13 protein-coding genes are annotated in these 13,453 nt (G+C 65.1%); 8 read left to right on the plus strand and 5 right to left on the minus strand.

What is annotated here, in order from left to right:
- Positions 1 to 66: 66 nt before the first annotated feature.
- Positions 67 to 2,907 (minus strand): preprotein translocase subunit SecA, encoded by a 2,841-nt coding sequence (secA, locus tag CT676_RS21415; protein ID WP_135215326.1) that lies wholly within the window; start codon positions 2,905 to 2,907, stop codon positions 67 to 69.
- 354 nt (positions 2,908 to 3,261) lie between these two features.
- Here secA and CT676_RS21420 point away from each other — a divergent pair, with 354 nt between their 5' ends.
- The 3 genes from CT676_RS21420 (at position 3,262) to CT676_RS21430 (ending at position 5,946) form a co-directional block, all read left to right on the plus strand.
- On the plus strand, positions 3,262 to 4,182 hold the full coding sequence (locus CT676_RS21420; RefSeq protein ID WP_063980581.1) for a peptidylprolyl isomerase: 921 nt from the start codon (positions 3,262 to 3,264) through the stop codon (positions 4,180 to 4,182).
- A 100-nt stretch (positions 4,183 to 4,282) separates the two neighbouring features.
- The gene (gene argJ / locus CT676_RS21425; protein WP_135215327.1) at positions 4,283 to 5,524 is read left to right on the plus strand and encodes a bifunctional glutamate N-acetyltransferase/amino-acid acetyltransferase ArgJ; all 1,242 of its coding nucleotides are present in this window, start codon (positions 4,283 to 4,285) and stop codon (positions 5,522 to 5,524) included.
- A gap of 11 nt (positions 5,525 to 5,535) precedes the next feature.
- On the plus strand, positions 5,536 to 5,946 hold the full coding sequence (locus CT676_RS21430) for a (deoxy)nucleoside triphosphate pyrophosphohydrolase (RefSeq protein ID WP_028159577.1): 411 nt from the start codon (positions 5,536 to 5,538) through the stop codon (positions 5,944 to 5,946).
- Positions 5,947 to 6,085: 139 nt separating this feature from the next.
- Here CT676_RS21430 and CT676_RS21435 read toward each other — a convergent pair whose 3' ends face one another.
- Positions 6,086 to 6,952, minus strand: a complete 867-nt coding sequence (locus CT676_RS21435; RefSeq protein WP_135215328.1) for a methyltransferase domain-containing protein — start codon at positions 6,950 to 6,952, stop codon at positions 6,086 to 6,088.
- 226 nt (positions 6,953 to 7,178) lie between these two features.
- On the opposite strand from CT676_RS21435, the gene CT676_RS21440 reads away from it, so the two are divergent.
- Genes CT676_RS21440 through CT676_RS21455 form a run of 4 tightly spaced genes read left to right on the plus strand, consistent with a single transcriptional unit; the run spans position 7,179 to position 9,653 of the window.
- Positions 7,179 to 7,988 (plus strand): ComF family protein, encoded by an 810-nt coding sequence (locus CT676_RS21440; RefSeq protein ID WP_135215329.1) that lies wholly within the window; start codon positions 7,179 to 7,181, stop codon positions 7,986 to 7,988.
- Positions 7,989 to 8,023: 35 nt separating this feature from the next.
- Positions 8,024 to 8,299, plus strand: coding sequence for a glutaredoxin 3 (grxC, locus tag CT676_RS21445; RefSeq protein ID WP_135215330.1), 276 nt, complete (start codon positions 8,024 to 8,026; stop codon positions 8,297 to 8,299).
- A complete protein-coding gene (locus tag CT676_RS21450) occupies positions 8,296 to 9,174 on the plus strand; it encodes a carbon-nitrogen hydrolase family protein (protein WP_135215331.1) in 879 nt (292 codons plus the stop codon). The genes grxC and CT676_RS21450 overlap by 4 nt, the downstream gene beginning before the upstream one ends.
- Positions 9,171 to 9,653: a DUF1178 family protein gene (locus CT676_RS21455; protein WP_071908489.1), complete on the plus strand. Its 483-nt coding sequence runs from the start codon at positions 9,171 to 9,173 to the stop codon at positions 9,651 to 9,653. Before CT676_RS21450 ends, CT676_RS21455 begins: the two co-directional genes overlap by 4 nt.
- Before the next feature lie 13 nt (positions 9,654 to 9,666).
- Here CT676_RS21455 and CT676_RS21460 read toward each other — a convergent pair whose 3' ends face one another.
- From CT676_RS21460 to CT676_RS21470, 3 genes are all read right to left on the minus strand, one after another.
- On the minus strand, positions 9,667 to 10,566 hold the full coding sequence (locus CT676_RS21460) for an EamA family transporter (RefSeq protein ID WP_135215332.1): 900 nt from the start codon (positions 10,564 to 10,566) through the stop codon (positions 9,667 to 9,669).
- A gap of 106 nt (positions 10,567 to 10,672) precedes the next feature.
- Positions 10,673 to 11,446 (minus strand): bifunctional 2-polyprenyl-6-hydroxyphenol methylase/3-demethylubiquinol 3-O-methyltransferase UbiG, encoded by a 774-nt coding sequence (gene ubiG, locus CT676_RS21465; RefSeq protein ID WP_085403603.1) that lies wholly within the window; start codon positions 11,444 to 11,446, stop codon positions 10,673 to 10,675.
- Between the two features lie 14 nt (positions 11,447 to 11,460).
- Complete coding sequence (locus CT676_RS21470) at positions 11,461 to 11,928, minus strand: PH domain-containing protein (protein WP_135215333.1); 468 nt, start codon at positions 11,926 to 11,928, stop codon at positions 11,461 to 11,463.
- A 174-nt stretch (positions 11,929 to 12,102) separates the two neighbouring features.
- Here CT676_RS21470 and CT676_RS21475 point away from each other — a divergent pair, with 174 nt between their 5' ends.
- On the plus strand, positions 12,103 to 13,359 hold the full coding sequence (locus CT676_RS21475; protein WP_063980571.1) for an aspartate kinase: 1,257 nt from the start codon (positions 12,103 to 12,105) through the stop codon (positions 13,357 to 13,359).
- Positions 13,360 to 13,453: the final 94 nt, after the last annotated feature.

The raw sequence follows: 13,453 nt of genomic DNA on the forward strand, positions 1-13,453 counted from the left end.
TCAAGAGTTAGACAAAAACGACCGAGTTTTGAACAGTCGAAAAGCCTAACTCATTGATCTCATTGGCTAGGCGTACCGCCCGTGGCAGTGCTTGTACTTCTTGCCTGAGCCGCACGGGCAATCCTCGTTGCGGCCGACCTTGCCCCAGCTTGCGGGGTTCTTCGGATCGCGAAGAGCTGCGTCGGAAGCCTGCGCACCGAGCGTGACGCTGGCGAGCGCCATTTCGTCCTCGCCGGTGTTCGGGTCGAACTTGTGCGCTTCCATCGGCGGCAGCACGGGGGCTTCCTGCTCCGGCGGGACGATCTCGACCCGCATCAGCTGCGCCGTGACGGCCTCGCGCAAGTGAGCGCTCATCTCCTGGAAGAGATTGAAGGCCTCGGTCTTGTACTCCTGCAACGGATCGCGCTGGCCGTAACCACGCAGGCCGATGACCTGGCGCAGATGGTCGAGCATGATCAGATGCTCGCGCCAGAGATGGTCGAGCGTCTGGAGCAGAATGGTCTTCTCGACGTAACGCATCACGTCGGGACCCCATTGCCCGACCTTGGCCGCCATGTGCTCGTCGGCTTTGGTCTCGATGCGCGAGAGCAACTCCTCGTCGGCGATGCCCTCTTCCTTGGCCCAGTCGTCGACCGGCAGGTCGAGATCGAGCACGCGCTTCAGCTCTTCCTTCAGGCCGGCGACGTCCCACTGCTCGGCATAGGCATGCTCGGGCACGTGCTTGGCGACGAGGTCGTCGATGAAGGCGTGGCGCATGTCGGTAACGGTCTCGGCGACGCTGTCGTCCTTCATCAGGTCGACGCGCTGGTCGAAGATCACCTTGCGCTGGTCGTTCTGGACGTTGTCGAACTTGAGCAGGTTCTTGCGGATGTCGAAGTTGCGCGCCTCGACCTTCTGCTGCGCCTTCTCGAGCGCCTTGTTGATCCAGGGATGGATGATCGCCTCGCCTTCCTTCAGGCCGAGACGCTGGAGCATGCTGTCGAGGCGATCCGAGCCGAAGATGCGCATCAGATCGTCTTCCAGCGACAGGAAGAACTTCGAGCGGCCGGGGTCGCCCTGACGGCCGGAACGGCCGCGCAGCTGGTTGTCGATGCGGCGGGATTCGTGACGCTCGGATCCCATGATGTAGAGGCCGCCGGGCTTCTTCACGGTCTTGGCGGGCTTCGAGCCCTTCGCCGGCTCGATCTCGACCTCTTCCTCGGCCTTCAGCACGATCTCGCGGAAGTGCTCGATGTCGGCCTTGATCTGCTCGATCTTCTTCGCCTTCTCCGCCTCGTCCTCGATGCCGGCAGTCTCCTGCTGGATCCGCATCTCGAGCGAGCCGCCGAGCTTGATGTCGGTACCGCGGCCGGCCATGTTGGTGGCGATCGTGATCGCGCCGGGCACGCCGGCTTCCGCGACGATATAGGCTTCCTGCTCGTGGAAGCGCGCGTTCAGCACCGCGAACAGTTTTGCCGGCTTGCCGGCGCGGGCCGCGGCGTACAGCTTCTGCATCGAATTCTCGTTGCCGAAATCGATCTGCCGGTAGCCGTGCTTCTTGAGGTATTCGGCGATCACTTCCGATTTTTCGATCGAGGCGGTGCCGACCAGCACCGGCTGCAGCCGCGCATTGGCGCGCTCGATCTCGGCCAGGATCGCGGCGTATTTCTCGTTCTGGGTACGATAGACCTCGTCGTCCTCGTCGAGGCGGCCGACCGGCACGTTGGTCGGGATCTCCACGACTTCGAGCTTGTAGATGTCGAAGAGTTCGTCGGCTTCGGTCAGCGCCGTGCCGGTCATGCCGGCGAGCTTCTCGTACATCCGGAAATAGTTCTGGAAGGTGATCGAGGCCAGCGTCTGGTTCTCCGGCTGGACCTGGACGTGCTCCTTGGCTTCCAGCGCCTGATGCAGGCCTTCCGAATACCGTCGGCCGGCCATCATGCGTCCCGTGAACTCGTCGATGATGACGACCTCGTCGTCGCGGACGATGTAGTCCTTGTCGCGCGTGAACAGCGTGTGGGCGCGCAGCGCCTGGTTGATGTGGTGCACGACGGAAACGTTCTCGACGTCGTAGAGCGACTCGCCCTTGAGCTGGCCGGCGTCGCGCAGCAACGTCTCGATCTTCTCCATGCCACCTTCGGTCAGCGTCACCGTACGCTGCTTCTCGTCGACCTCGTAATCGGTCTTGTCGAGCTGGGGCAGGAAGCCGTCGATGGTGTTGTAGAAATCGGAACGGTCGTCGAGCGGGCCGGAGATGATCAGCGGCGTGCGCGCTTCGTCGATCAGGATCGAGTCGACTTCGTCGACGATGGCGTAGAAGTGCGGGCGCTGGACCATGTCCTCGAGCCGGTACTTCATGTTGTCGCGCAGATAGTCGAAGCCGTATTCGTTGTTGGTGCCGTAGGTGATGTCGCAGGCATAGGCCGCCTTGCGTTCGGCATCGTCCAGGCCGTGCACGATCACGCCAGTGGTCAGGCCGAGGAAGCCGTAGATCTGGCCCATCCAGCCGGAGTCGCGGCGGGCGAGGTAGTCGTTGACGGTGACGACGTGAATGCCCTTGCCGGCGAGCGCGTTGAGATAGACCGCGAGCGTTGCGACCAGCGTCTTGCCTTCGCCGGTCTTCATCTCGGCGATGTCGCCCTCGTGCAGCACGATGCCGCCGATCAGCTGCACGTCGAAATGACGCTGGCCGAGCGTGCGCTTGGCGGCTTCGCGCACGGTGGCGAAGGCCGGCACCAGCAGATCGTCGAGCGTTTTGCCCTCGGCGAGCTGTTTCTTGAACTCGACGGTGCGGGCCTTCAGTGCCTCGTCGGAGAGTTTCGAAACCTCCGGCTCCAGCGCGTTGATCGCGTTGACGCGGGACTGGTATCCCTTCACCCGCCGGTCGTTGGCGGAGCCGAAAAACTTGCGGGCGAGCGCGCCGATCATGCCTAGTTCCTGTGTTCGCGATTCAACCGCGTTGCAGCCAAGAAGTTGTCACCCCCCTGCCTATCAACTCACCGTGACGCCTGATGGCGACAGAGCCCGGACTGCGGGGGGTCATCCGCCATATGGGTGGGAATTGGGCAAGTCTGGGTTCAACGGCCAAAAACGCAGCAAAATAAACGCCATCGCCATGGTCGCGACCGGGCAGAGATATGGCCCGGTCAGGGCCTTGTCAACGGCGGGCGCATTGCGGCTAATTCATCATTTTGACAGACTTTTCGCGTTGCCAAGCCCCCCTGAATTGGGCGAGTGTCCGCCCCGCTAGAGCAGCCCCCTGCTTCAACAAAAGGATTTTCCATGACCACCTCGTTCCCGGTAACCAAAACCGGCCTGCGCTTCGGCCTCGCCACCGCCCTCGTGGGCTGCCTTGCGTTGGCGCTGATCGCGGGTCCCGGCCGGGCTGCCGACGATCCGGTGCTGGCGAAGGTCAATGGCGCGGAAATCAAGAAGAGCGACGTTGCCATGGCCGAGGAGGAACTCGGGGCGAGCCTCGCCCAGATGGACCCGGCGACCAAGGACGAGAACGTGCTGTCCTTCCTGATCGACATGAAGATCGTCAGCAAGGCTGCCGAGGACAAGAAGGTCGCCGACGGCGACGAGTTCAAGAAGCGCCTGGCGTTCGCCCGGAACCGCCTGCTGATGGACAGCCTGCTCGCCAACGAGGGCAAGGCCGCCACCACCCCCGACGCCATGAAGAAGGTCTATGAGGAGGCCTCCAAGCAGATCACCGGCGAGCAGGAGGTCCGCGCCCGCCACATCCTGGTCGAGACCGAGGACGAGGCCAAGGCGGTGAAGGCCGAGCTCGACAAGGGCGCCGATTTCGCCGAACTCGCCAAGAAGAAGTCCAAGGATCCGGGCTCCGCCGATGGCGGCGACCTCGGCTTCTTCACCAAGGAGCAGATGGTGCCGGAGTTCTCGGCCGTGGCCTTCACGCTGGAGCCGGGCAAGATCTCCGATCCCGTGAAGTCGCAGTTCGGCTGGCACATCATCAAGGTCGAGGAAAAGCGCAACCGCAAGGCGCCTGATTTCGAGCAGGTCAAGGCCCAGATCGAGCAGTACGTCACCCGCAAGGCCCAGGCCGACTACGTCGCCAAGCTCCGCGCGGAAGCCAAGGTCGAGCGGACGGACCAGCCGGCAGCGGATGCCAAACCGGATGCCAAGCCGGCCGACCCTGCCAAGCCGTCCGACAGCAAGATGGCGCCCCCCGCGAAGAAGTAAGAATTCGCTGTCACTTCGCGGACGCCAATAGTATCTAACGTCGCAATGGCCGGGCAAATGCCCGGCCATCTGCATATCCAGACCTGACCAAGGCGCCCCGATGTCCTCCTCCGTCTCCCCGCTCGCCCCCAAAACTGTCCCCGACATGCCCGTGATCGCGGGCGTCCGCCTTGCGACGGCCGAAGCCGGCATCCGCTACAAGAACCGCACCGACGTGCTGCTGGCGGTAATGGACAAGGGCACCGCGGTCGCGGGCGTCTTCACCAAGTCGAAATGCCCCTCCGCGCCGGTGGAATGGTGCCGCGCCAAGCTGAAGGGCGGCAAGGCGCGCGCGCTGGTGGTGAATTCCGGCAACGCCAATGCCTTCACCGGCAAGACCGGACGCAGCTCCACCGCGCTGACCGCGAAGATCGCGGCCAAGGCGGTCGGATGCAGCGAGGGTGAGATCTTCCTGGCCTCGACCGGCGTGATCGGCGAGCCGCTGGACGCGACCAAGTTCGACGGTGTGCTCGGCCGGCTGGCCGAGACGGCCGAGCCCGGCGACTATCTCGCCGCGGCCAAGGCGATCATGACCACCGATACCTTCCCCAAGGTCGCGACCGCGACCGTCAAGCTCGGCAAGGCCAAGGTCACCATCAACGGCATGGCCAAGGGCGCCGGCATGATCGCCCCCGACATGGCGACGATGCTGTCCTTCATCTTCACCGACGCGCCGATCGCGCCCGGTGCACTGCAAGCCCTGCTCAAGAGCGGCGTCGAGGACACCTTCAACGCGGTGACGATCGACGGCGACACCTCGACCTCGGACACGCTGCTGGCCTTCGCCACCGGCGCCGCCGCCGAGCACGGCGCGCCGAAGATCAGCCGCGCGAGCGACCCCCGCCTGAAGGCCTTCGTGAAAGCCTTCAACCAGGTGCTCGCCAATCTCTCCGAGCAGGTCGCCCGCGACGGCGAGGGCGCGCGCAAGCTGGTCGAGATCACCGTGGAAGGCGCCAAGACCAAGGCGTCGGCTCGCAAGATCGCGATGTCGATTGCGAACTCGCCGCTGGTCAAGACCGCAATCGCCGGCGAGGACGCCAATTGGGGCCGCGTGGTGATGGCGGTCGGCAAGGCCGGCGAGCCGGCCGATCGCGACAAGCTCTCGATCTCCTTCAACGGCATCCGCGTCGCCAAGAGCGGCGCGCGCGATCCGTCCTATGACGAGGCGCAGGTGTCGGAAGCGATGAAGGCCCCGGAAATCGCCATCAAGGTCTCGCTCGGCCTCGGCAAGGGTCGCGACCGCGTGCTGACCTGCGACCTGACGAAGGAGTATGTCGCGATCAACGGGGATTACAGATCTTAAACCGAACGCCGATGGCCGATCTCAAACTGACATTGGTGGTGGCCTGCGCGCTCGTCGACGCCGACAAGCGCGTCCTGATCGCGCAGCGCCCGGAGGGCAAGACGCTTGCGGGCCTCTGGGAATTCCCCGGCGGCAAGTGTGAGCCCGGCGAGCGGCCGGAGCAGAGCCTGATCCGCGAGCTGCACGAAGAGCTCGGCATCACCGTCGCCGAACCGTGCCTGGCGCCGCTGACCTTTGCGAGCTACGGCTACGAGACCTTTCACCTGCTGATGCCGCTTTACATCTGCCGGCGCTGGGAGGGGCTGGTCACCCCGCGCGAAGGCCAGACCCTGGCCTGGGTCCGCGCCAACAAGCTGCGCGACTACCCGATGCCGCCCGCCGACATCCCGCTGATCCCGCATCTGATCGACTTGCTGATGTGAGTACGGACCTCATCCCGAGGAGCGCGGCACGCGCGTCTCGAAGGATGGCCACACGGCAAGAGCGGGGCCTGCATGGTTCTCGCGGCGATGCGAAGCATCGTCCGCTAAGCGCGCCTTACGCGCCTCCTCACCATGAGGATCACTCCTTCCCCGCCTTCTTCACCGCCTCCGCCAGGCTCGCTTTCGCCGACCCCGGCTTCAGCGGCTGCTGCTGGCTTGCATGCGGGGCCCAGCCGGAGAGCCAGATGATGTCGAATGTCGCACGGATGCGGCCGTCGGCATCCGCAAAGCGTTCGGCGTAGATTTCGGCCATGCGCAGCAGCGTCGCGCGGGGCGTCGGCGTGCGCCGCCGCTCGATCAGCACATTGGCCGCGCCCATGCGGCGGAGATCCTGCATCAGCGCAAACGCATTGGCGTAGCGCACCACGACACGGTCGACATCGGTCACCGGAAGCGCAAAGCCCGCCCGCTGCAATAGCGCGCCGATGTCGCGCAAATCCGCGAACGGGGCCACACGCGGCGACACGCCACCCTCGCATTCGGCTTCCGCCGCCGCAAAGGCCTGCCGCAGCTCGGTCAGGCTGTCGCCGCCGATCATCGCTGCGAGCAGCAATCCGTCCGGCTTCAGCGCACGCCGCACCTGCATGAGCACCCCCGGCAGGTCGTTGACGAATTGCAGCGCCAGCGCCGAGACGACGAGGTCGAGACTTTCCGGGGCAAAGGGCAGTTTTTCCGCACCCGCTTCGTCGATCGCGATCCGCTGAAGTGGTGGCGGCCCCGTGAGCCCCTCTCCGGGCGTCCAGAGATCGGCCGCAGCGTGAAACTCCCGCATCACGGCGGCCAGGCGGTCGGTCATGTCCTCTGCAACACGATCGAGCAGGAATGTCACCTCGCCCTGCGCATGTGCGCGCCGCTGCCGCGCATGCAGCAATGCGCGATCGAACAGAGCGGGCGGCGTTTGCGGGGTCTGGGCCATGCCGCTGGTTACGCCGATCACGACCGCCATGGCAATCTCCTCTCTCGTGTCCCGGACGCGCTGCGGCGCTCTTAGCGCTGCTGCGCAGAGCCGGGACCCAGAAGGCACCTCCGCACGATGCGGCGAGATGGGCCCCGGCTCTGCAGCGCACCGCACCGGACGATGCTTCGCATCGCCGGGAGCGCTGCGCTGCGTCCGGGGCACGAGACCGATTCAGTCGCTTGAGCGGCTCTTCCCATAACGCTAGCCTCCCCTCATGGAAGCCGACGCCGCCCCCACCCGCTCCATCGCCGCGCCGTTGCGTGCCGCATGGACGGCCGGCCGCCACGTGCTGTCGCGTGCCGCACGGCTCGCGCTCGACATTGCGCTGCCAACATTGTGCGTGTCCTGCCGGGAGCCGGTCGATGGCGAAGGCGTCTGCGCGGCCTGCTGGGCGCGGCTGTCGTTCATCGAACGACCCTATTGCCCGCGCCTCGGCATTCCCTTCGTCTATGATCCCGGCCCCGACATGCTGTCGATGGAGGCGATCGCGAGCCCGCCGGCCTACCAGCGTGCACGCGCGGCGGTGCGCTATGACGACGTCGCGCGCACGCTGGTGCATGCGCTGAAATACCAGGACCGTACCGATCTGGCGCCGGCCATGGGTCGCTGGATGGCGCGCGCGGGCGCCGAACTGCTCACCGGAGCCGACATGCTGGTGCCGGTGCCCCTGCATTGGCGCCGGGCGTGGCGGCGCCGCTACAACCAGTCCGGGGCGCTGGCGCGCATCATCGCGCGGCAGAGCGGTGTCAGGGTGCGCGGTGAAGTGCTGCGCCGGGTGCGCGCGACCGAGCAGCAGATCGGCCTGTCGCGGACCCAGCGCGCCACCAATGTGCAGGGCGCATTCCAGGTATCCCCCGACCGCCAGGCGGAAATCCAGGGCCGCCGCATCGTCCTGATCGGCGATGTCCTGACCTCGGGGGCGACGCTGGATGCCTGTGCGCGGGCCCTGCTCCGCGCCAAGGCGGCCCAGGTGGACGTGCTGGTGTTCGCCCGGGTTGTCGAGAGCGGCCCCCGTCCCATATAATTCAATGACTTCATGACATGAGAGCGCCACACGACATGACCGACGCTGTCGAAATCTACACCAGGCCGGGCTGTGGCTATTGTTCCGCCGCCAAATCGCTGCTGACCCGCAAGAAGGCAACCTTCACGGAGTTCGACATCGCCAGGAACCCGTCCTGGCGCGAAGAGATGTACGACCGCGCCGGCGGGGGCTCGACTTTCCCGCAGATCTGGATCGGCAGAACCCATGTCGGCGGTTGCGACGAGCTGTATGCGCTCGACCGCGAGGGCAAGCTCGACGGCCTGCTCGAAAGCGTAAAGGCGGTGTCATGAGCGAGGATCGCACCTTCACCGCCGCGATGATCCAGATGCGCACCGGCCTGATGCCCGAGCCGAGCCTCGCGCAGGCCACCAGGCTGATCCGGCAGGCTGCGGCCGATGGCGCCGACTACGTGCAGACGCCCGAAGTCAGCAACATGATGCAGCTCAACCGAAAGGCGTTGTTCGAGCACCTCCAGAGCGAAGAGGACGACACCTCGCTGAAGGCCTATCGCGCGCTCGCGGCCGAGCTGAAGATCCACATCCATGTCGGATCGCTGGCGCTGCGCTTCTCGCCGGAGAAGGCGGTCAATCGGTCCTTCCTGATTGGCCCCGAGGGCAATGTGCTCGCGAGCTACGACAAGATCCACATGTTCGACATCGAATTGCCGGACGGCGAGAGCTATCGCGAATCCGCCAATTACCAGCCGGGCGAGACCGCCGTGATCTCCGACCTGCCCTGGGGCCGCGTCGGGCTGACGATCTGCTACGACGTGCGCTTCCCGGCGCTCTACCGCGCGCTGGCCGAGAGCGGCGCGTATTTCATCACCGTGCCCTCGGCCTTCACCCGCAAGACCGGTGAGGCGCATTGGCACATCCTGCTGCGCTCGCGCGCGATCGAGACCGGCTGCTTCATCTTCGCGGCGGCGCAGGCCGGCCTGCACGAGAACAAGCGCGAGACCTATGGCCACTCGCTGATCATCGATCCCTGGGGCGAGATCCTCGCCGAGGGCGATGTCGAGCCCGGCATCATCATGGCCAAGATCGACCCGGCCAAGGTCGAGACCGCCCGCCGCGCGATCCCCTCGCTTCAGCACGGCCGCCGCTTCGGCGTCGCCGATCCCAAGGCCGGGCCGGACCATCTTCACCTCGTGCGGGGATCGGCATGATCCGCTACGCGCTCCACTGCGACCAAAGCCACGCATTCGAAAGCTGGTTCCAGAGCTCGTCGGCTTATGATTCGCAGGTGAAGCGCAAGCTCGTGACTTGCCCGATCTGCGGCTCGGCCAAGGTCGAGAAGGCGATCATGGCCCCACGGATCATCGGCAAGAAGGGCCGCGGACGGGCGACGCCGCCGCCGGAGCCGGCCTCAACGCCTGCGCCCGAGGCTGCGCCGTCGGGACCGACCTCGCTGATGATGGCGCAGGAGCGCGAGTTGCGCGCCAAGCTCAAGGAGCTGCGCGATCACATCGTCAAGCACGCCGACAATGTCGGCGAGCGCTTTGCGAACGAAGCCCGCGCGATGCATTACGGCGACAAGGAGCACCGCCCGATCTATGGCGAGGCTTCGCCCGACGAGGCCAAGTCGCTGATCGACGAAGGCATCGAGGTGTCGCCGCTGCCGACGCTCCCGGAAGATAGGAACTGATGCGCGAAGCGCGTCAGACTCCCACCAGCAACGCGACTCCGACCACGATCAGCGCGATACCAAAAATCTCGCGCGGCGCGATCGGCTGCTTGAACGAGTAATACGCCACGCCTTGCGCGAACAGCACCTCGATCAAAGCGAGCGTGCGGACATTGGCGGCGGCCGTCAGCGCGAATGCCAGGAACCAGAATTGCGAGGCGAAGGCGCCCATGAAGCCGGCGAGCAGCGACGGCTTCCACAATCCCAGGATCGACTGGAGCACCTTTGGCGCGCGCCAGAGCAGATAGATGGTCAGGATCAGCGTCTGCACGAACAGGCCGAGCACCAGCGTGAACGACGCTGCCGTCACGAAGGAGACGTCAGGCACGTTGATGATGGCACCGCGGAAGCCAACGGCTGAGAGCGCGAACGCCGCGGCCGCAACGAGGCCCGTGATGGTCGGCCTCAATTCCGCAAAGCTTTTGTCGCCGCCGGGCCGCAGCGCCGTGATGACGACGCCGACGGTCGCGATCACAATCGCCAGCACCTTCAGCCAGGTCAGATGATCGCCGAGGAAGACGAAGCCGAAAATCGCGGTCTGGATCGCCTCGGTCTTCAGGTACGCCGTCGTCACCACGAAGGAACGATCGTTCATCGCGAGCAGCATCAGCCCGGTCGCAACGATCTGGCTGAGCGCCCCGAGCAGCAGCCAGGGCCAGAACACTGTCGGCGGCATCCCGAGATGGTCGCCGGTTGCGACCAGCACCACGCCCAGAAACAGCAGCGAGAACGGGAAGCCGAACAGGAAGCGGATATTGGTCGCGCCCCAGGTCCCCAGCGGCTTCGTCAGCGACCGCTGCATTGCGTTGCGCGCGACCTGGCCGAGCGCAGCAATGACGGTGAAGGGAATCCAGAGGCTGGCGATGGTGAGCATGCGGGTGGAGCGGTAGGAGGGGAAGCCGTGGCCAACCTGCCGCTAGCGGCGAAGCAGGTCAATCACGCCCACGTCATGGGTGCGATGCTCGCGCCTCGCGTACCCCTCACACCATCCCTTCCGCCACGACCATGTAGTTCACGTCCATGTCGGAGGAGAGGGTCCATCTGTCGGCGAAGGGTGAGTAGACGACGCCGGTCTGCTCGGTGATGACGAGACGGTTATCCAAAAGATACTTCGTCAGCTCGTCGGGGGTGACGAACTTGTTCCATTCGTGGGTGCCGCGCGGCAGCCAGCGCAGGACGTATTCGGCGCCGACGATGGCGAGCGCGAAGCTCTTCCAGTTCCGGTTCAGCGTCGAGACCACCATCAGCCCGTTCGGCTTCAGCAGCGCCGCGCAGCGCTTGAGGAAAACGCCGACATCGACGACGTGCTCGACCACTTCCATCGCCAGCACGATGTCGAAGCGCTCGCGCGGGTCGATCTCCTCGACCGTGGTGCAGCGGTAATCAATCGACAGATGGCTCTTGTCGGCATGCAGCTTCGCGGCGGCGATGTTGCTGACCGAGGGATCGACGCCGATGACCTGGGCGCCGAGGCGCGACAGCGGCTCGCACAACAGGCCGGCACCGCAGCCGATGTCGAGCACGCGCAGGCCGCCGAGGCAGTTGAGGCTGCGCACGTTGCGCTCGAACTTGCGGCAGGCGGCATCGCGGATATAGCCGAGCCGCAGCGGGTTGATCCGGTGCAGCGGGGCCATCTTGCCGTTGGGGTCCCACCACTCGGCCGAAAGTTTCGAGAATTTCGCGATCTCGGCGGCGTCGACGGTCGAGCCCGGCTGGGCGGTGGCGGTTGCGGAAGTATTTTGCTGCATGCTCATGGTTAGGCGCGGTCCTACCGCGTGGTGATCGAACTACGGAAGGCGAGCGGCGAGTCGACGGTCGTGATCTTTTCGATCCCCTCGCCAACGCCGCGAATCGTCACGTCGCCGTAGTTGAGAATACGTCCAAGAATCGACTGGTCGACGTCGACACTCTCGACCTTGTCCAGCGCCATTTCAAAGGTCCGGCGCTTGATGAACCCAGTCTTGTGCACAACCCGCAAGTTGGTGACGTCGGTCTCGGTCGTGAAGCGATGGAACCAGCCCTTGATGGTCCAGTAAAGGGCGGCCAGAGCCACGACGCCAGCGGCTATGAGGCACAGCACCCAGAGGCCATCGGCCGTGGCCTGCGGCATCAGGACGAGAAAGGCGAGAGCCGCGATCCAGGCCACGATGGCCGGAAAATAGAAGATCCAGTGCGCATTGGTCGAATACAGCACCCGCTCGCCCGGTTGCAGGATCTCGTCGATATAACGCGCCATGATCTCGGTTAACCCATACCCCCAAGCCAGACCTTAGGCCGGACCTTACCCTGCCCCCGCAGGAACCCGCTTGCCCCCGGCCCCGCCGCTATGTATACGCGCGGTCGGTGTCCGCCGGCACCCGTCCGGTGCGGGTCACCATACTGATCCTTATGAGGGAATGCACGCGTCGTCATGAGCCGCCTCGTGATGAAATTCGGCGGCACGTCCGTCGCTAATATCGAACGTATCCGCAACGTCGCACGCCATGTGAAGCGTGAGGTCGACGCCGGCCACGAAGTGGCCGTGGTCGTCTCGGCGATGTCCGGCAAAACCAACGAGCTGGTGGCCTGGTGCACCGAGGCCTCGCCGATGCACGACGCGCGCGAATACGACGCCGTTGTCGCCTCCGGCGAACAGGTGACGTCGGGCCTGCTCGCCATCGTGCTTCAGGGCATGGGCATCCAGGCCCGCTCCTGGCAGGGCTGGCAGATCCCGATCAAGACCAGCGACGCCCATGCCTCGGCCCGAATCGAGGACATCGACGGCAGCGAGATCATCAAGCGCTTCCGGGAGCGCAAGGAGGTCGCGGTCATCGCCGGCTTCCAGGGCATCAATCCCGAGACCAATCGCATCACCACGCTCGGCCGCGGCGGCTCCGACACCTCGGCCGTGGCGATCGCCGCCGCCGTCAAGGCCGACCGCTGCGACATCTACACCGATGTCGACGGCGTCTACACCACCGACCCGCGAATCGTGCCGAAGGCCCGCCGCCTCGACAAGATCGCGTTCGAAGACATGCTGGAACTGGCCTCCCAGGGCGCAAAAGTGCTCCAGGTCCGCTCGGTGGAACTCGGCATGGTCCACAACATGCCGATCTTCGTCCGCTCGAGCTTCGATAAGCCCGAGGATATCGACCCGCATGCCAACCAGCCGCCCGGCACGCTGATCTGCAGCGAGGAGGAGATCATGGAAAGCCACGTCGTCACCGGCATCGCCTTTTCGAAGGACGAGGCCCAGATCTCGGTACGCCAGATCGAGGACAAGCCCGGCGTGGCAGCGTCGATCTTCGGCCCGCTGGCGGATGCCAACATCAACGTCGACATGATCGTGCAGAACGTCTCCGAGGACGGCAAGACCACCGATCTCACCTTCACGGTGCCGGCGGCCGACTACACCCGTGCCAAGGACACGATCACGGCCGCCAAAGGCAAGATCGGCTATGCCCGGCTCGATACCGCCACCGACGTCGCCAAGATATCGGTAATCGGCAGCGGCATGCGCAGCCATGCCGGCGTCGCCGCCCAGGCGTTTTCGGCCCTCGCCGGACGGAATATCAACATCCGGGCCATCACAACCTCCGAGATCAAATTCTCGGTTTTGATCGACACCGCCTATACCGAGCTTGCGGTGCGCACCCTGCACACGCTCTACGGTCTCGATCAGGCCTAGACGAATTTTCTCTTAGCGGTCGCAGCAAACGCGAAGGTGTACACACCTTCGCGTTTGGCAGGCGTTTTGCTTGGCAAAACAAGCCTTAATTCGC

Origin of the sequence: Bradyrhizobium sp. MOS001 (assembly GCF_004634465.1) — a bacterium.
Classification (GTDB): Bacteria; Pseudomonadota; Alphaproteobacteria; order Rhizobiales; family Xanthobacteraceae; genus Bradyrhizobium; species Bradyrhizobium barranii.

Coding starts and splice junctions, on each gene's coding strand:
- secA (WP_135215326.1), bottom strand. CDS start 2,907: ATGATCGGCGCGCTCGCCCGCAAGTTTTTCGGCTCCGCCAACGACCGG.
- CT676_RS21420 (WP_063980581.1), top strand. CDS start 3,262: ATGACCACCTCGTTCCCGGTAACCAAAACCGGCCTGCGCTTCGGCCTC.
- argJ (WP_135215327.1), top strand. CDS start 4,283: ATGTCCTCCTCCGTCTCCCCGCTCGCCCCCAAAACTGTCCCCGACATG.
- CT676_RS21430 (WP_028159577.1), top strand. CDS start 5,536: ATGGCCGATCTCAAACTGACATTGGTGGTGGCCTGCGCGCTCGTCGAC.
- CT676_RS21435 (WP_135215328.1), bottom strand. CDS start 6,952: ATGGCGGTCGTGATCGGCGTAACCAGCGGCATGGCCCAGACCCCGCAA.
- CT676_RS21440 (WP_135215329.1), top strand. CDS start 7,179: ATGGAAGCCGACGCCGCCCCCACCCGCTCCATCGCCGCGCCGTTGCGT.
- grxC (WP_135215330.1), top strand. CDS start 8,024: ATGACCGACGCTGTCGAAATCTACACCAGGCCGGGCTGTGGCTATTGT.
- CT676_RS21450 (WP_135215331.1), top strand. CDS start 8,296: ATGAGCGAGGATCGCACCTTCACCGCCGCGATGATCCAGATGCGCACC.
- CT676_RS21455 (WP_071908489.1), top strand. CDS start 9,171: ATGATCCGCTACGCGCTCCACTGCGACCAAAGCCACGCATTCGAAAGC.
- CT676_RS21460 (WP_135215332.1), bottom strand. CDS start 10,566: ATGCTCACCATCGCCAGCCTCTGGATTCCCTTCACCGTCATTGCTGCG.
- ubiG (WP_085403603.1), bottom strand. CDS start 11,446: ATGAGCATGCAGCAAAATACTTCCGCAACCGCCACCGCCCAGCCGGGC.
- CT676_RS21470 (WP_135215333.1), bottom strand. CDS start 11,928: ATGGCGCGTTATATCGACGAGATCCTGCAACCGGGCGAGCGGGTGCTG.
- CT676_RS21475 (WP_063980571.1), top strand. CDS start 12,103: ATGAGCCGCCTCGTGATGAAATTCGGCGGCACGTCCGTCGCTAATATC.